The organism is Coprothermobacter sp., from assembly GCA_013824685.1.
Lineage (GTDB): Bacteria > Caldisericota > Caldisericia > Cryosericales > Cryosericaceae > Cryosericum.
Genome location: PNOG01000004.1, coordinates 1 through 16,649 on the forward strand (window position 1 = coordinate 1; position 16,649 = coordinate 16,649).

The following is a 16,649-nucleotide window of genomic DNA, read 5'->3' on the forward strand; positions in this document are numbered from 1 at the left end:
ACGTGAGTTGACACGCGAATACTAAGAGCGTAAGATACTTAGCATTCCAGGAGGTAAACTAATGAAAACAGATTTGAGAGGTAGAGATTTTATTAGCGTACTCGACTTTGACCGAGAGGAGCTGGAGACAATTCTTGAGGTTGCTAAATGGCTTAAAATGAGAAATGCCGTGGGTGAGCCACAGACAGAAATCCTCAAAGGAAAGGTTTTGGGATTGCTTTTTGCCTCGCCTTCAACGAGAACTCGACTTTCTTTTCAAACAGGGATCGTTCAGCTTGGCGGGTCTGCTCAGGTCTATAATCCTGAGGAACTACAACTTTCCCACAAGGAGTCGTGGAAGGATACTGCCGAGATGATTTCGAGATTTTTGGACGGTTTTGCAATTCGTCTCTATAATCTCAAAACCCAGATGGGTGCAGAAACATATGAATATGGAGATGCTAGAGAGGTTTTAAGAGGAATAGCTGAATATGCGAATATACCTGTAATCAATATGCTTGATGATAAGGAGCACCCCTGTCAGATCATGGGTGATATTCTTACGATGACGGAAAAATTCGGTGGGTTGGAAGGAGCTCGAAAGAAAAAGATCGTTATGTCATGGGCATATGATGAGAGGGCAAAATCTGCAGGGGTACCTCAGACAATGATTGCTGCGGGTTGCACGCTTGGGTTGAATATTACTCTTGCCTATCCTGACGAGCCAGGGCTTTACGATCTTGATAGCGAATATGTTGAATTTGCAAAGAAGGCAGCAGCAGAAAGTGGCGGTTCTCTCGTGATTGAGAATGACATCTGGAAAGCATCAAAAGACGCAGATGTCATCTACGCCAAGTCTTGGGCCAGGAATCCCGAAAAACACGCTGAAGTGGGCAAGAAATACAAGGATGATTGGCGTATTTCGCATGAGCATTTCAAGATCGCCAGTAAGAATTCTGTGTATATGCATTGTCTTCCTGCTCGTAGAGGTTTTGAAGTTACTGATCTCCTGATTGATGACCCGAAGATCTCCATTGTTAATGATGAGGCAGAGAACAGGCTTCATGTTCAAAAAGCAATCATGTCATTGACAATGAGATAGTTCTGTTCTGTAAAAGAAGATCTGAGAGATTCAAAGAAACAGGAGTTCACTATGGGAACAAGACAAATCAGGATTTTTGCATTTGGTGGCAATGAAGTTGCCCCGGTCGGTCTCGTTGATGAACATGGAAAGGCTATTATCCCCGATATTGCTATGCAATGGAAAAGAACAAAAGAAACCTGCGAGTCTATATCAGACATCGTGAATTCTTTTCCTGAAGATGATTACATCCTTACCCACGGTAATGGCCCTCAGGTAGGCAATGTTCTACTTCGCTCAGAGTATTCGAGGCCCATACTTCCTCCTCTTCCCCTTGATGTGTGCGGGGCAGATACTCAGGGCTCGATGGGGTATATGTTGGCACAGATTCTTGCAAACCAGCTAAAGACAAAAGGCATCAACAAACAGGTTGTGAGCATCGTAACACAGGTTGTCGTTGGTAAAGATGACCCTGGCTTCCAGAACCCTACGAAATTTATCGGCCCTTCTTACACAAAAGAACAAGCAATGGTAAGAGCCCAGACCGACGGGTGGGTCGTTAAGCTATACAAGAAAGACGAAATCGGCAACGAAATCTGGAGAAAGGTTGTCCCATCACCTGTGCCCCTTGATATCGTTGAGATTGATCTCGTTGAGGCAGCACTTGAAAGAGGTATGGTACCAATAACCGTTGGCGGCGGCGGCATCCCTGTTGTTTTGGAAGAGCCTGACGAACATGGTGTTTATCATAGCAACTATGGCTTTACTTTTGAAGATGGTAAAGATTTAAAGGTTTACAGAGGTGTTGAGGCCGTGATAGACAAGGATCTTGCTTCTGCTTTGCTTGGTACGATGCTTATAGAGAGAGCAAAGGAAAATGGAGAAGATGTTGATGTCACACTCACTATATTTACAGGAGAAGACGGAGCCAAGCTTCACTATCAGAAGCCTGATCAGGTCAACCTGAGACATTTGACTCTTGAAGAAGCAAAGAAATACTATTCTGAAGGGCATTTCCCCGCGGGCAGTATGGGGCCCAAGATTCTTGCAATTATCAAATTCCTTGAAGGCGGCGGCAAGAAGGCCTATATTTCCTTGACTTCGAAATATCTTGAAACGCTTGAAGGAAAAGCTGGGACGACGATCGTTAGAGAATAATGTAGTCCAGGGAGGTGGCAATGGACCTTTATGGTAAGGATCTGATTACTACGCAGGATTGGGGAAAAGAATGGCTTGATGAAGTTCTTGCCCTGGCAAAAGACATGAAGAAACATAGGTATGAAAAGCCATACACTGAAATCCTCAAGTACAAGACTTTCTTCATGTTCTTTTATAACCCCTCGGTAAGGACGAGGCAGTCTTTTGAAGCGGCGGCCACAGAACTTGGAGGGCATGCTCAATTTCTCGAGCCCAAAACGATGAGATTGAAGTCAAAAGAAAGAGCGGGCGAAACGATAGAGGATGCAGCAAAGGTAATGTCGAGATATGGTGTTGGCCTTGGAATAAGGATTCTTGAAGATGCTATTGAGCAGTATGGCGATGGCGAAGCATTGCTTAGAGAATATGCAGAATATGCATCAATTCCTATTGTCTCGATGGCTCATGATAAGTATCACCCCTGCCAGGGGCTTGCAGACCTCATGGGGTTGCAGGAACACATGGGAGATGTGAAGGGCAGAAAGATAACCATGATGTGGGGTTACTCCCCTATGGTGCGTTCCTGGAGCTCCGTTCAGGAGGATGTCCTCCTTCTTCCAAGGTATGGAATGGACCTTACTCTCGCATATCCTGAAGGTTTTGACCTTGACCCGGAAGTCATTGAGACGGCGAAGAAAAATGCAGAGAAAGCTGGAACAAAGTTTGAAATGACCCATGACAGATTTGAAGCAGTTAAGGGTGCTGATGTTGTTTATGCAAGGCAATGGATGAGCCCAAAGAGATATGCCATTGGCAAAGAAGAAGACCAAAAGCTCGCGCTTCAATACAAAGATTGGAGGCTGACTTCGGAGCTCAATGATTTGACGAACAAGGCCTATTTCATTCACCCTATGCCAGCTGATAGAGGGGATGAAGTGGACGACGAAGTAGCAAGTGGCCCTCGTTCAATCATTTACGATATTGCAGAAAACAGGCTCCATGCCCAGAAGGCGATAATGGCCCTTACGATGGCAGCTGGCTGGAAATAATCAGTCCTGACTTGAGCATATGGTTACAGATTGGTATATCAGAACCTCGATATCTTCAGCCGTTGTTTTTGTCAGCTAGCTGATCTCCGTGAACGCGTAGAACTGGAGCAAGTCCTCGAGGCCCGCGTCGAGACACTCGATCGCCGGTGGGAACCGCTTTACATACGGCCAGGCTGACTGTTGCGCACACGCCGTGGCGCTCTCCTTGTTGGGTTCCAGTCAGCCCTTTTTGAGGTCCCACTCCCACTCCCGGGCGAATAGCGTCCGGCAGGTTTCCTCCGATTCGTTCTCCATCGCCTCCACAGCCAGGATCTGGCGCATCCCCTGCATATTCACCCTTTTCACGACCATGACCGCCATGTTCTGCATGTTCTGTAGACGTCGGCCTTCTCGGATCTTCCCCTGCAGGGCGTCCACTAGCCCGCGTGTCGAACCGGCGCACCCACATGCCCGATCAGGCAGGTCACCCGGTTCGTCTCGCGCATACCCTTTTCCGTTCCGATCTTGTCCGCCCCCTCCACCTCCACCGGCTTCTGCGTCACCCATTGCAGCATCGACAGCAGCGGATCCTCCTCCGCGATGAATTCCAGTGGCTTGCTTTCAAAGAACGTCGTATCCTTGGTCATTGGTTGCTGCCTCCCTGTTAGTTTTGGCAACAACATCTTGGAACTTCCATTTTGGTGGAAAGCTTCTGGTATGAGGCAATTGTCGGAGCTTCATTTGCTCTATTTGCTGGCGGATGTACAATCCAAGTGCAACGAGCTGAACTGAAAAAGGAAGTCCATCGACGATAGGCCAGCCACAGTAGCAACGAGTGATCTGGGCGGGTGAGGCAGCAACCTCGCCCGCCTTTCCGTCAAGGAGGAATAATGTCTTCAGTTCTTGGGCTGAAATGCATGAAGTGCGGACGCGAATACGACCCTTTCACAACCCGCTATGTCTGCCCCACATGCGGCAACGACGGAATCCTCGAAGTCCTGTACGACTACGATCGGGTCCGAACGGTCCTCACCAGGGAACAGCTGAAGGATGACCACGACCTCTCGATGTGGCGATATCTCGCGCTCTTGCCCGTCGAGGAGCGTCCTCCATCGCTGACACTCCAGATCGGATGGACACCGCTGTATGCGAGCCAACGTGTCGGTCCTCAACTCGGACTGGACCATGTGTGGTTCAAAGACGACGGGCGTAATCCCACAGCTTCACTGAAAGACAGAGCCTCCGCCATCGCCATCGCCAAGGCAGCCGAACTTGGCGAACGCGTTATCACGGCCGCAACGACGGGCAATGCAGGTTCCAGCCTGGCAGGGCTTGCAGCGAATGCAGGATTCACTGCATACATCTTTGCTCCCGCATCCGCGCCTGCAGGAAAGATAGCCCAACTGCGAGTCTTCGGCAGCCATCTGTTTCTCGTCGACGGCAACTACGACCAGGCATTCGACCTGTGCATGGACGCGACGGAGCGATTTGGCTGGTACAACAGAAATACGGCCTTCAACCCGTTCATGGTTGAGGGTAAGAAGACCGTTGCTCTCGAGGTCGCCGAACAGCTGCGCTTCGAAGCACCAGACAAGGTCATCGTCCCGGTTGGGGATGGATGTATCGTCTCTGGTGTCGCAAAGGGATTCCGCGACCTGTTGACCCTCGGACTCATCGACCACATGCCCCAACTGATAGCAGTCCAGGCTGAAGGTTGTGCTCCGATCGCACGCGCGGTCATTTCGGGCGAACCGGTCGCCTACCTGGAGAACCCGGCATCGTGTGCTGACAGCATCGTCGCCGGCATTCCGCGCAACCATCTCATGGCCATGCGCGACATCAGGTCCAGCGGCGGTCTGGCGGTCACTGTCTCAGATGACGAAATCATCGACGCCATAGGGTTCCTGGGCAGGAACGAGGGTATCTTCGCTGAACCGGCCGCGGCGGCTTCCGTGGCCGCACTGCGCAAGCTGGCTGACAGTGGTGACCTGCACCAGGGGGACCGCATCGTTGTCCTCATCACCGGGAATGGGCTGAAGGATGTTCAAAACGCACTCAGGGTAAAGGGTGCCAGCATGACGATACCGCCGCTTATCGATGCAGTGGAACAGGCGATTGCAGACGGGTTCTGATCTTCTACGTCTTCTGTGCCTTGGACACTGTCGGCGCCTGTCATGAATCACCTCAGCAGACCGCTACGTTGCTTTTTGGCTGCCGGACAGTAGAATTCAACGTGACAACTTTAGCTGTTGGGAGGAGATGCCAATGCTGAGCCTGGAACTGATTCGTCAGCACCCTGACCTCGTGAAGGCCGGGATAGCAGCAAAGAACGAAGGGCCGGAGATGGTCGACGAGATCCTTGAGGTCGACCGGGAGAGGCGAGACCTGCTCCAGAAGGTGGACGAACTCAAGCACCTCCGCAACGAAGCCAGCGAGCAGATCGCCACACTCAAGCGCTCCAAACTGGACGCTTCGGCCGCCATCGCCGAGATGAAAGACGTCGGCTCGCACATCGCAGAGCTGGATGACCGGGTAAGGGTGGTCGATGTGCGCCTTCGAACCCTGCTGCTCTGCATCCCGAACCTGCCTCAAGCGTCGGTCCCTGTCGGCAAAAGCGACAAAGAGAACACTATTGTGTTTACGTGGCACGAGAAGCCAACCTTCACATTTGTTCCGAGGCCTCACTGGGAGATTGGGGAATCCCTGGGTATCATCGATTCTGCTGCAGGCGCGAAGATTTCTGGATCGCGCTTTTATGTTCTCAAGGGGCTGGGGGCAAAACTCGAGAGATCTCTCATCTCATGGATGATCGACGTACACGTCCAGGAAGAGGGCTATACGGAGATCCTGCCGCCCTATCTGGTCAATCGGGAGTCGATGACGGGGACGGGACAACTGCCGAAGTTCGCGGATGACCTTTACCACACAGACACCGACGACCTGTTCCTCGACCCGACGGCCGAGGTTCCAGTGACCAATTTGCTCAGGGATGAAATCGTCCGCGAAGAAGACCTGCCCATCAAGTACGTCGCCTACACCGCATGCTTCCGAAAAGAGGCTGGTGCGGCGGGCAAGGACACTCGAGGCATCATCCGCGTCCACCAGTTCAACAAAGTCGAGATGGTCAAGTTCGTCAAGCCGGAAGATTCATATCATGAGCTGGATCTGCTCATCGAGAACGCCGAGGGCATTCTGAAGAAGCTGGGGCTTCCGTATCATCGCAGCGAGATGTGCACCGGGGATCTTGGCTTTGCGGCCGCAATGAAGTTCGACCCCGAGGTCTGGATGCCCGGCCAGGATCGATATGTCGAGATAAGTTCCTGCAGCAACTTCGAAGACTTTCAGGCGCGCAGGGCAAACATCCGGTACCGTACCAGGGATGGCAAGATCGCATTCGTCCACACCCTCAACGGCTCTGGGCTCGCTGTGGGCAGAACGATGGCTGCGATTCTGGAGAACTACCAGCAGGAGGACGGCAGCGTGAGAGTGCCGGACGCCTTGCTTCCATATATGGGAACAGACGTTATCCGCTGACGAAGACCAGCAACGTACGAAATCCCCGGTTAGCGAGCTTTCTGGCTCGTTTTGACAACCGGGGATTGTTCTGTAGACTTGTTTCAGAGCGTGGAGGGGTGGCCGAGCGGTTGATGGCACCGCACTTGAAATGCGGCAAGGTTAACGCCTTCGGAGGTTCAAACCCTCTCCCCTCCGCCACTGTAGTTGCCCAGAAGTGTCCTGTCAGGCAAACCGACACTACAAACGGGAGGCGTGCGTGGGAGTAGTCTCTAGTCTGGACCTTGTCATTGTGACCGGCCTGAGTGGTGCCGGCAAGACGAAGGCCATGGGATACCTTGAGGACCTTGGGTACTACGCCATGGACAATCTCCCGATTTCTCTCATGAGCCAGTTTCTGGACCTCGCCTCACAAACCGATGGCAGAATAAGCAAGATAGCAGTAGCCCTCGATGTGCGCAGCTCAGGGTTCAAGACCCAGTTTCATTCGATGCTCCAACGACTCGGAGCACGCGATGTTCATCCTCGCGTCATCTTCCTGGAAGCGTCATCCCGAGTTCTGGTGAACCGCTTCTCCGAGACACGCAGGCGCCATCCACTTCCTGGAAGCACGGTCTCAGAGAGTATCAGGAAGGAGAGGGAACTGCTTGCAGAGGTGCGCGAGCTGTCGACTGTCATCATTGATACCACCGACCTCACCGTGGGAGAACTGAAGGACCGGGTGCGCGAGGCGATTCTCGGATCGCAGCAATCGCAGGCTCTCACCGTCAATATCGTCTCCTTTGGCTACAAGAACGGCCTGCCAATCGACCTGGATCTTCTCTTCGACGTACGCTTCCTGCCGAACCCATACTACGACGAACACCTCGCGCATCGCACAGGCTTCGACAAAGGGGTCATTCTCTATGTTCTTCATGAACCCTACGCCCGGCAGTTCTTTGCTCGCCTGGCCGACTTCGTCGATTTTGTGCTCCCACACTACCAGGAAGAGGGAAAGAGCTATCTTACCGTCGGCATCGGGTGCACAGGTGGCAGACACCGTTCTGTCGTGATCGCGAACATGCTCTACCACCACCTCAAGCCACGGGCGAAAGCGGTACACGTGTTCCATCGGGACCTCCAGAAGTGAAGGGGCACAGACAGACGCTCTGGTACTGGCTCGTTCCCGGCATTCGTGTCAAGAGATACCTCTTGCTGTTTGCCGCCGGGACAGCGCTTCTCGTTCTCGCCATCCTCGGACTGCTTCAGACGCCGGGCACGTCATGGCTGATGAACCTCCGGCCGGCCGTTCAGCAGGTACTGCGCCGTTTCCTCCCTTCTGGAGCAGTCTCCACTGTCTTTGGGGTCCTGTGCGGCATCGCGGTGATCGTGTCCGCTTGCCTCATGGTTCTGGCGGCGGCCCTTCTGTCCCGTTCTCTGGTGGCTGCAATCACCGGGTCCGTTCCCCGGGAATCTGTCGCGCGGACCATCTATCGCTATCGCAAGGCCGAGTCCCTTCCCCGTGTCGTCGTCATCGGCGGGGGAACCGGCATCAAGCCAATCATCGAGTCACTCCGAACGGAGAACGTCAAGCTCACGACTATTGTCACCATGGCAGATAGTGGGGGAAGCACCGGACGTCTGCGCGAGACTACTGGGATGCTGCCTCCGGGCGATTTTCGAAACGCTCTCATCGCCACGGCAGGTGAGTCGACACGCAGTGCCCGTCTCCTAGCCTATCGTTTCCCGGAGCAGCTCGAAGGAATCGGCGGTCACAACGTCGGGAATCTCATGATCGCCGCTCTGAGCGACATCAAGGGAAATTTCGGCGATGCAGTGCAGGAACTTTCGGAACTCATGCAGTTGCCCGGCCGGGTTCTGCCGATGACTCTGGACAACATCTCGTTGCGCGCACACTTCACCGATGGTACGACGATCGATGGCGAAGACCAGGTCTCCCTGCAGGGCAAGAGCATCGACACCATCGAAGTACTGCCGCCTCATGCAAAGCCCTTTGTCCCCGCACTCGAAGCGCTGTCTCAAGCAGATTACATCATCATCGGCCCTGGCTCTCTCTTCACAAGCCTGCTACCACCGCTGTCCATCGAGGCGACCGCCGACACGATCGTACGTTCTTCAGCCACGAAGGTGCTAGTCGTGAACGCGATGACTGAGCGAGGGGAAACGGAAGGCTACACCGCAGGAATGCACCTTCACAAGGTTGAAGAAGTCCTTGGACGGTCATGTATCGACATGATCCTGCTGAGCAGTACCCCTGTCCCTGCCGAGACGCTTGGGCGGTACGCTTCCGCCGGGGTCAATCCCGTCCCCAATGATCTCCCCAGGAGTCAGCATCCGAGGGTCGTCGAGGCCGATATCTGCTCAACCGGCGATGGCCTCATTCGCCACGATCCAGGAAAGCTTCGCATCGTCCTGAGGTCGCTCCTCGGGCTCTAGACGCGAATGGCGACGATCGAGTTCCTGAAACAGGAACTGGCAGGGCTGGCTTCAACCGATCCCCTGCTTGAACTGTCCGGAGCCCTCTATGGCGGAAGTTCTCTGGTTCTCCGCCACGGGGGAGCGCTGTCGATCTCCTTTACATCAAAGAGTCCATTTATCATGCGCTACGTGCTTTCTCTGTCCTCCCACGCACTCGCCAGTTGGCAACCCGGGCAGGCACTCCTCTCAAGGGCTGGGCACAAGCTCAGTTTCAACGCCGACCTTACTCCCGTTCAGGTGCAGCAACTGTTCTCGGGACTGTCTCCGCTGGAGCCCGCGCAGCTCGAGCGGCGTCTACGCGGGAAACGCGCGGCGGCGGCATTCACCAGAGGCTTCTTCCTCATCTCGGGGTATGCCGCCGTGCAAGGGACCCATCTGGAGTTCAGCTGCTCCCTGCCCGTCGGGCGTCGGCTCGTCGAACGCTCGCTGACTTCTCTCCATGTGACGCATGGCTCGCAGATCCGCCGCGCCTCCGAGATCACTTATCTCAAATCACGCCAGGACATTATGTCGCTCCTCGCCGCCTGGGGAGCATCAAACTCGCTGGTGTCACTGGAAGAACTGCAGTTGGAGAGAGACATGGACAACCAGGTCAACCGGTCGGTCAATGCGGAGCTGGGCAATCTGCAGCGCGAGACGATGGCTGTCGACGTATTGCGCGAGGCCTTCGATCGGACTGACCGTACCTGTCTCTCGTCGCGCACGATCGAGGTCGTCCGGGCACGACTGAGGTATCCTGACCTCCCGCTGTCACAGCTCGCCGACAAGATACCCGGATGTGTCTCCAAGAGCACCATCCACTATCATATCGACAAGGTCCTTCGAAATGCGCGGTAGCCAGAAACAGCGACAACAACTGAGCCTTCGCCAGAAATCCTATCTGGCCACGCGTGGTCTGGTTCTCGAGCAGCCTCTGAGCGATTTCGGAACTCTCATGGATCGGTTCGCTGCCGGCAGCATCTTTGCCGAGAAGCATGCCCGGACCGAACCATCCGGTGATACATGGAACGGCGATCTCGATAGCTTTGCAGACTCCGAAGAGTCCACTCCTGCCGAATTGATCGTCGACGAGCTCCTGGACATGAATCTCATTGACGATTCTCAGGTCGAGTGTGCACGATTCGTCGCCTCGGATCTGGATGAACATGGCTTCTTCACGAGACAGATTTCGCGGTACGCCTTCTCGATCGATTTCGGCATTACAGAGGTTCGACGGGTATTGGCCGCCATGCGCACCCTCGAGCCGGCGGGACTCGGCGCCACAGACGTCGCCCATGCCTTTGCCCTGCAGATGTCGCGTGTGCTCCCTGAGCTTCCGGTGTCTGCCTGTGCGCAGTTCCTGCGTACGCGTCAGCGCTCTGTGTCTCCGGGCGTCATTCGCGCCTGTCTCAGAAAACTTGGGGTAGCGTGTGATCCGGCCACGTTGCAGCGCATCCTGGCCGTGCTGGACCCTGAACCCGCGAAACGCATGACGTCTGGACAACCACGTATCGTTGCGCCTGATATCATCATCGAGCAGGATTCGCTGACTGGAGCCCTCGTGTGCTCGGCACCCGGGCCCGCCTGGAGGCTCGCAATCGATTCTGTCGCCGTGTCATCAGCCCGCAAGGATCCTGAAGCGAGAAAGCAGGTCCTCACAGAGATTACCAGAGTCCGGTGGATCAACGATGCCATCGCGGAACGCACGACGATGCTTGCCGAACTGGGCGGCGCTCTCATCGCTTCGCTTGCTCCATACCTCGCCAACCAGTCGGACCACCCATCGCGTGTCCCAGTGGAGCGCCTGATGCAGGCAACCGGGATGTCGCGAACGGTGATGGTCCGCGCACTTCGCCGCAAATATGTGAAGACTCCTCGTGGCACCTTCAGACTCCGTTCGATGGTGATGGACCGGTGGCAGACCGCGGCGGCCCCGGCCAAGGAGGCAGTGGCACTGCTGCTCCAGTCCGACAGGGGCGCAACAGCCATGAGCGACCGGGAGATAGCGGGGCGCCTCGCAAACCAGGGCATCCACATCAGTCGACGAACCGTTGCCAAGTATCGTCTCTCACTTGGAATCCCTGCTCGCTACTTCAGGAACAGTTAATAACCTTCTGTTTTCATTTTGCCAGCATTTGGATATCATGTGTATACGTTGCCGTTCCGGTTCGGCCGGTGCGGTCCATTTCCTACGGAGGTAGACTATGGCAAAGATTGCAATCAACGGACTTGGCAGAGTCGGTCGGCAGGTATTGAAGCATCTCATCACGCGCTATCCAGAAATCGAGATTGTTGCCGCCAATGATATCACAGATGAGCAGACGCTGGCACACCTGCTGAAGTATGATTCGAACTATGGCACCTGGGACATCGATATCGAGGGCAAGGAAGGCGCAATCGTCATCGGCGGACGCGAAGTCAAGATCTTCCGTGAGAAAGATCCTGCCACTCTGCCATGGGGCAACTTGGGTATCGACATCGTCATCGAATCGACTGGAGTCTTCACGGACGCCGACAAGGCTCGCGGACACATAACCGCTGGCGCCAAGAAAGTCCTGATCACCGCTCCTGCGAAGGGCGAGGATATCACGATCGTTCTGGGCGTCAACGAGGACCTTCTGGATGTATCCAAGCACAGCATCATCTCCAATGCCTCTTGCACAACGAACTCACTAGCTCCCGTGGTCAAAGTGCTCAATGACAACTGGGGCGTCGAGAAGGGCTACATGACCACCGTCCACAGCTACACGCTGGACCAGCGCATTCTCGATGCTCCGCACAAGGACCTGCGCCGAGCCCGCAATGCTGCCACCAACATCATCCCCACAACGACAGGCGCAAGCAAGGCCGTCGCACTGGTCATTCCGGAGATGAAGGGCAAGCTGGACGGTATCTCGTTGCGCGTCCCTACGTCCACTGTCTCCCTCACCGTGTTCGATGCTGTTCTCACCAAGCCAGCCACCAGGGAAGAAATCAATGCGGCACTCAAAGAGGCTTCCGAGACGAAGATGAAGGGTTTCCTCGGGTACAACGAACTACCTCTTGTCTCTTCCGACTACCGTGGCACGATCTACTCGGGCATTGTCGATGGCCTTTCCACCAAGTCGAGCGGCACTCTCGTACAGGTTCTTAGCTGGTACGATAATGAGTGGGGCTATAGCGCAAGGGTCGCTGACCTCACGAAGCTCATCGTCAAGAAGGCATCCTACTAGGGGCGTCGTCATGACGAAGCGGAGTATCAAGGATCTCGACGTTCAGAACAAGAGAGTACTTCTGAGAGTCGATTACAACGTCCCTGTGTCGAAGGACGGAGCGATTACCGATGACAAGCGCATCCTCGAGACGCTGCCGACCATTCGGTATCTGCTCGACAAGAACGCCACCGTCATCCTCGTGACGCACATGGGCCGTCCCGATGGAAAAATCGTGGAATCGCTGCGGCTGGACAAGATAGCGCAGAGGCTGTCGGCTCTGCTGGGCAAGCCGGTCAACAAGCTCAATTCTGTTGTCGGTCCCGACGTCACGGAAGTCGTTGCAAACGCCAAGCCAGGCGACATCATCATGCTCGAAAACGTGCGGTTCCTCAAAGAGGAGAAGAATGGCTCCGAGGAACTCGCAAAGAAGCTTGCCGCCCTCGCGGACGTCTACGTGGACGATGCGTTTGCCACTGCTCATCGGCCCGATACCTCGGTTGCCGGCGTACCCCAGTTTCTTCCATCGGCAGCAGGCTTCCTGCTCGAGAAGGAGATCGATGTTCTTGAGACCGTCACGACATCTGCCAAGAAACCCTTCATTGCTATCCTGGGTGGCGCCAAGGTTTCCGACAAGATCGGCCTCATCAAGAACCTGCTGACCAAGACCGACGCGATTCTCATTGGCGGTGGCATGGCGTTCACCTTCCTGAAGGCTATGGGATACGCCATTGGGTTCTCCCTTGTGGAAGAAGACTACCTCAAGGTCGCTGACGAGATTATCGAAGCGGCCAAGACAAGGGGAACCCGTCTCCTCCTCCCTGTGGACGTCATTGTCACGAACGAGATCAAGGCCGGAAGTTCATACCGCATCGTCGACATTGAAGAGATTCCCGCGGATCAGATTGGCGTAGACATCGGTCCAAAGACCATCCAGGCATTCGAGGAGGAGATCGCGAAGGCTAGTACCATCATCTGGAACGGACCGATGGGAGTCATCGAGATCGATGAGTTCGCCGAAGGCACCAAGTCTCTCGCACGGATCATTGCTGTGAGGTCAGACGCGCTGACCGTTGCCGGCGGAGGTGAGACCGCCTCGGTCATCGACGCATTGAATCTCCAGCATGACTTCAAGCACGTGTCCACCGGTGGTGGCGCGTTCCTGGAATACCTTGAAGGCAAGCAACTTCCCGGCATCGAAGCTATCGATTCGGTGGACTAGCGCGCCTCAGCACTTGAAATCGAAGCGGCTTTCCGTATAATAGCTCTTGTTACCGGAGGTTCACGTTGCTAAAAACTGTTTTGGAAATAGTCATGGCTTTGGTTGCAGTCGGCGACATCCTTGCGATTCTGTTCATGGACCCCAAGGGTAGCGGATTAGGCTCGATTTCAGGCAGCGCAACCGTGTTCAACTCGCGCAAGCCCAAGGATGCTCTCCTTGACCGGCTTGCGGTTGTTCTATCCATTGCGTTTGTGGGATTGTCCCTGGTACTCGTAGTCTTCAAGTTCTAGGGTAGCACCAAGCCTCGTGCCGGGGTGGCGGAATTGGCAGACGCGTGCGTTTAAGGGGCGCATGGAGCAATCCGTGTGGGTTCAATTCCCACCCTCGGCACCATCCGTATGAATACTACAATCCAGGGGCGGATAGTTCAGCGGTAGAACGCTTGCCTTACAAGCAAGAAGTCGCAGGTTCGAATCCTGTTTCGCCCACCAGCAGTGCGGTATTGTTGCTTGATGGTGGGACCGCTCATCGGCCTAAGCGCACGGTGAGCGGTTTCTTTGAAGTAGAGTGCCGAGATAGCTCAGTTGGTAGAGCAGGGGACTGAAAATCCCCGTGTCGACGGTTCAATTCCGCCTCTCGGCACCATTTTTGTATCCGGACTCGATCGTCTCGATCCATGAAACCATTCCCCAGTCAGCCACCGTCGGAAATACAATCGCCGCCACAATGCTCCGTGCGCTGGGCGGCAACGAGTCTTCCCTCAAGCTATCAATTCACGTACTGGTCATGGCTTGTTCTCTGGAGACTCCGCCGCTTTCACCGCCAGTGCAGCCTCGATACGCTCTTTCTGGATCGAACAGCCGAGCGCGTAGGGCTTCAGGAGGGCACCGCTGGTCGCGTGGTTGTTAGCAAGGCACCCGCCACTGCAGTAGAAGCGCGCCCAGCAGCTGCCACACTCCTCTTTGGCAAACAGAAAGTTCGCGTGAGCGAACTCTGCTACCAGCTCAGGGCGCTCCAGCACCGGGCTCATGAGGACATTCCCCATCCTGTACTCCTGAACGCCATCAAACTGATGACAGGGGAACACGTCTCCATTCGGAGCAACAGCCATGTATTCGACACCAGCACCACATCCATAGATGCGCTTGCTGAGACATGGCCCTGCTTCGAGGTCCAGCTTGAAGTGAAAGAAATCAAACCCCGAGCCTGAGCCCAGTTCACCCAGGAAGTACGCAATGAGTTCCTCGTACTGGGCGCGAATTGCTGGAAGGTCACTGTTCTGAAGGGCAAGAGCCGAGTCTGCCGAAAGCACGACAGGCTCCATCGAGATGTACTTGAACCCCAGGCTATGGAGCTCTCGAACGCTCTCGGCAAATGCCAGCGTGTTGCGCGCATACGTTCCCCGCACAAAGTAGCCCCCTTCATCGCGTGTCCGCGTGAAGTGCCGTATCCGTTCAATGATGGTATCGAAGGTGCCACGTCCATCCTTGAAAACACGGTTGGCATCGTTGGCCCTCCGACTGCCATCCAGGCTGAGGACAACAGACACGTCATTCGCCTCGAGTATCGGGAACATGTCATCCCGAAGCAATGAGCCGTTGGTTGTCAGCGTGAACCGCCACTTCTTCAGGGGATATGTTGACCGCGCGTACGCCATGGTGTCAACCACAACACCCCAGTTCATAAGTGGCTCACCACCGAAGAAATCGACCTCGACGTTATGGTGGACACCGCTCTCGCGTACGAGGAAATCGATTGCTGCGCAGGCAACCTCTTGTGTCATCAACGTCGTCTCGCCATGGTAGTCGCCCCCATGAGCGAAACAGTATACGCATGAGAAGTTGCACTCATGTGCGACATTGAGGCACAGAGACTTCAGTGTCAACACCGATCCGTCTTCTGTCGGCCGTATGGCCGGCGTGAACAGACACCCTGCGGCGATAAGCTGCTCGAGTTCACCTTCGATCTCGGTGATCGTCTGCGTGTCCAGACCTGTCAGCCGTTGGACAGATTCGCCCTCCGCCCAAGAGTCTGCGAGAACCAACTGAAGATATCGGTAGACTCGCTCGTCAAGCGAGAAGATCGACCCTGATGGAACGTCCAGGAGCACAAAAAAACCGCCTCTCTCGAAGAGATGAGTCGAGGCGGGTAAGATGCGGGAGAGCGCCACGAGCTACCAGATGAACCGCTCGGGCTTTTTCCTGGTTTCGCAGACCTGGTTGCCTACGGTCGAGGACGTCTTGCAAGCGGACTTGCAGGGAGTCTGGCACTCACGACACGCCCTCGCAAGCTTGTCGTCGACGTCAATGGTCTTTGCTGCTACCACCTTGATGAACTTCACAGTGTTGCTCCCTTCTCAAACCAGGATTTTGTCCACATAATATCCACGATAAGCAGCGATAAGTCAAGAGGTTCAGCATGAAAACCGTCTATCTCGTACGTCACGCCGAAACGACCTGGAATCTGGAGGGCAGAGTCCAGGGCAGCCACGATACGCCCTTGTCCATCGATGGCCTTGCCCAGACAGCCAAGACTGTCGAATATCTCTCGGCTCTCCGATTCGATACGATCTTCACAAGTCCCCTGACTCGTGCCCGTGCCATCGCGGAACCCGTGGGTGTCAACCTGGGCATCTTACCCATCGTCGTGCCCGGATTGCGGGAGATCGAGTTCGGAAGCTGGGAAGGGCACACGTGGAACGAAATAGGGGCCATGTACCCCACAACGTTGGCAGCATGGGAACTCAAGTCGCCAGAAGCACGGCCCGATGGCGGCGAGTCTCTGGCTGATGTGGGCCGCCGCGCCGGAAAGGTACGTTCGATGATTGAATCCAGTTGCGGGAGCCTGGCGCTCGTCGTCGCTCACGGAGGGTTCAATCGTGTCCTCATGTCCGTTCTGCTGGACCTTCCCCTCAGCAGCTGTACCAGCTTGGCCCAGCCAAACGCCAGCATTTCGGTATTCGAGGCCGAGAACAGTAAGTGGCAGGCCCGAGTCATCGACTCGACCTGCCACCTTGCCTAGCTCTCCTGCTTCGCAGCCTT

General features: G+C 55.1%; 17 protein-coding genes and 4 tRNA genes. 17 read left to right on the forward strand and 4 right to left on the reverse strand.

Going from position 1 to position 16,649, the window contains the following annotated elements:
- The first annotated feature begins 61 nt into the window (after positions 1–61).
- The 3 genes from C0398_00370 to C0398_00380 are packed head-to-tail and all read left to right on the forward strand — an operon-like array spanning position 62 to position 3,246.
- Entirely contained in the window at positions 62–1,081 is a 1,020-nt protein-coding gene (locus C0398_00370) for an ornithine carbamoyltransferase (GenBank protein MBA4364450.1), read from the forward strand.
- Between the two features lie 51 nt (positions 1,082–1,132).
- On the forward strand, positions 1,133–2,218 hold the full coding sequence (locus C0398_00375; GenBank protein MBA4364451.1) for a carbamate kinase: 1,086 nt from the start codon (positions 1,133–1,135) through the stop codon (positions 2,216–2,218).
- A gap of 20 nt (positions 2,219–2,238) precedes the next feature.
- Entirely contained in the window at positions 2,239–3,246 is a 1,008-nt protein-coding gene (locus C0398_00380; protein ID MBA4364452.1) for an ornithine carbamoyltransferase, read from the forward strand.
- 219 nt (positions 3,247–3,465) lie between these two features.
- On the opposite strand, the gene C0398_00385 is transcribed toward C0398_00380, so the two are convergent.
- Positions 3,466–3,663: a hypothetical protein gene (locus C0398_00385; GenBank protein MBA4364453.1), complete on the reverse strand. Its 198-nt coding sequence runs from the start codon at positions 3,661–3,663 to the stop codon at positions 3,466–3,468.
- Entirely contained in the window at positions 3,663–3,872 is a 210-nt protein-coding gene (locus C0398_00390; protein MBA4364454.1) for a hypothetical protein, read from the reverse strand. Before C0398_00390 ends, C0398_00385 begins: the two co-directional genes overlap by 1 nt.
- A 243-nt stretch (positions 3,873–4,115) precedes the next feature.
- Here C0398_00390 and thrC point away from each other — a divergent pair, with 243 nt between their 5' ends.
- The 13 genes from thrC to C0398_00455 all read left to right on the forward strand — a co-directional run bounded on the left by thrC (position 4,116) and on the right by C0398_00455 (position 14,253).
- The gene (thrC, locus tag C0398_00395; protein ID MBA4364455.1) at positions 4,116–5,357 is read left to right on the forward strand and encodes a threonine synthase; all 1,242 of its coding nucleotides are present in this window, start codon (positions 4,116–4,118) and stop codon (positions 5,355–5,357) included.
- 133 nt (positions 5,358–5,490) lie between these two features.
- Positions 5,491–6,759, forward strand: coding sequence for a serine--tRNA ligase (locus C0398_00400; GenBank protein ID MBA4364456.1), 1,269 nt, complete (start codon positions 5,491–5,493; stop codon positions 6,757–6,759).
- 92 nt (positions 6,760–6,851) lie between these two features.
- Positions 6,852–6,939 (forward strand) — tRNA-Ser (locus C0398_00405).
- A 16-nt stretch (positions 6,940–6,955) separates the two neighbouring features.
- Positions 6,956–7,867 (forward strand): RNase adapter RapZ, encoded by a 912-nt coding sequence (locus C0398_00410; protein MBA4364457.1) that lies wholly within the window; start codon positions 6,956–6,958, stop codon positions 7,865–7,867.
- The gene (locus C0398_00415; protein ID MBA4364458.1) at positions 7,864–9,174 is read left to right on the forward strand and encodes a hypothetical protein; all 1,311 of its coding nucleotides are present in this window, start codon (positions 7,864–7,866) and stop codon (positions 9,172–9,174) included. Before C0398_00410 ends, C0398_00415 begins: the two co-directional genes overlap by 4 nt.
- Before the next feature lie 6 nt (positions 9,175–9,180).
- Positions 9,181–10,053, forward strand: coding sequence for a DNA-binding protein WhiA (gene whiA, locus C0398_00420; GenBank protein ID MBA4364459.1), 873 nt, complete (start codon positions 9,181–9,183; stop codon positions 10,051–10,053).
- Positions 10,043–11,302 carry a hypothetical protein gene (locus C0398_00425; protein MBA4364460.1) on the forward strand — a complete coding sequence of 420 codons (1,260 nt, stop codon included), beginning with the start codon at positions 10,043–10,045 and terminating at the stop codon, positions 11,300–11,302. Before whiA ends, C0398_00425 begins: the two co-directional genes overlap by 11 nt.
- A gap of 97 nt (positions 11,303–11,399) precedes the next feature.
- Positions 11,400–12,407, forward strand: coding sequence for a type I glyceraldehyde-3-phosphate dehydrogenase (gene gap / locus C0398_00430; GenBank protein MBA4364461.1), 1,008 nt, complete (start codon positions 11,400–11,402; stop codon positions 12,405–12,407).
- A gap of 10 nt (positions 12,408–12,417) precedes the next feature.
- Positions 12,418–13,608: a phosphoglycerate kinase gene (pgk, locus tag C0398_00435; GenBank protein ID MBA4364462.1), complete on the forward strand. Its 1,191-nt coding sequence runs from the start codon at positions 12,418–12,420 to the stop codon at positions 13,606–13,608.
- Positions 13,609–13,700: 92 nt separating this feature from the next.
- Entirely contained in the window at positions 13,701–13,898 is a 198-nt protein-coding gene (gene secG, locus C0398_00440) for a preprotein translocase subunit SecG (protein MBA4364463.1), read from the forward strand.
- Between the two features lie 18 nt (positions 13,899–13,916).
- Positions 13,917–14,001: transfer RNA gene (locus C0398_00445), tRNA-Leu, on the forward strand.
- Positions 14,002–14,024: 23 nt separating this feature from the next.
- Positions 14,025–14,099, forward strand: a tRNA-Val gene (locus tag C0398_00450).
- 78 nt (positions 14,100–14,177) lie between these two features.
- Positions 14,178–14,253: transfer RNA gene (locus tag C0398_00455), tRNA-Phe, on the forward strand.
- A 139-nt stretch (positions 14,254–14,392) separates the two neighbouring features.
- Here C0398_00455 and scfB read toward each other — a convergent pair.
- Complete coding sequence (gene scfB, locus C0398_00460; protein ID MBA4364464.1) at positions 14,393–15,778, reverse strand: thioether cross-link-forming SCIFF peptide maturase; 1,386 nt, start codon at positions 15,776–15,778, stop codon at positions 14,393–14,395.
- Between the two features lie 3 nt (positions 15,779–15,781).
- Positions 15,782–15,949, reverse strand: coding sequence for a six-cysteine peptide SCIFF (gene scfA / locus C0398_00465; GenBank protein ID MBA4364465.1), 168 nt, complete (start codon positions 15,947–15,949; stop codon positions 15,782–15,784).
- A gap of 77 nt (positions 15,950–16,026) precedes the next feature.
- Between scfA and C0398_00470 the strand changes: the two genes are divergently transcribed.
- On the forward strand, positions 16,027–16,629 hold the full coding sequence (locus tag C0398_00470; GenBank protein ID MBA4364466.1) for a hypothetical protein: 603 nt from the start codon (positions 16,027–16,029) through the stop codon (positions 16,627–16,629).
- Positions 16,630–16,649 lie beyond the last annotated feature (20 nt).

Excerpts from the sequence above, each read along its gene's own strand:
- C0398_00370 (MBA4364450.1), top strand. The coding sequence starts at position 62 with ATGAAAACAGATTTGAGAGGTAGAGATTTTATTAGCGTACTCGACTTT.
- C0398_00375 (MBA4364451.1), top strand. The coding sequence starts at position 1,133 with ATGGGAACAAGACAAATCAGGATTTTTGCATTTGGTGGCAATGAAGTT.
- C0398_00380 (MBA4364452.1), top strand. The coding sequence starts at position 2,239 with ATGGACCTTTATGGTAAGGATCTGATTACTACGCAGGATTGGGGAAAA.
- C0398_00390 (MBA4364454.1), bottom strand. The coding sequence starts at position 3,872 with ATGACCAAGGATACGACGTTCTTTGAAAGCAAGCCACTGGAATTCATC.
- thrC (MBA4364455.1), top strand. The coding sequence starts at position 4,116 with ATGTCTTCAGTTCTTGGGCTGAAATGCATGAAGTGCGGACGCGAATAC.
- C0398_00400 (MBA4364456.1), top strand. The coding sequence starts at position 5,491 with ATGCTGAGCCTGGAACTGATTCGTCAGCACCCTGACCTCGTGAAGGCC.
- whiA (MBA4364459.1), top strand. The coding sequence starts at position 9,181 with ATGGCGACGATCGAGTTCCTGAAACAGGAACTGGCAGGGCTGGCTTCA.
- C0398_00425 (MBA4364460.1), top strand. The coding sequence starts at position 10,043 with ATGCGCGGTAGCCAGAAACAGCGACAACAACTGAGCCTTCGCCAGAAA.
- gap (MBA4364461.1), top strand. The coding sequence starts at position 11,400 with ATGGCAAAGATTGCAATCAACGGACTTGGCAGAGTCGGTCGGCAGGTA.
- pgk (MBA4364462.1), top strand. The coding sequence starts at position 12,418 with ATGACGAAGCGGAGTATCAAGGATCTCGACGTTCAGAACAAGAGAGTA.
- secG (MBA4364463.1), top strand. The coding sequence starts at position 13,701 with ATGGCTTTGGTTGCAGTCGGCGACATCCTTGCGATTCTGTTCATGGAC.
- C0398_00470 (MBA4364466.1), top strand. The coding sequence starts at position 16,027 with ATGAAAACCGTCTATCTCGTACGTCACGCCGAAACGACCTGGAATCTG.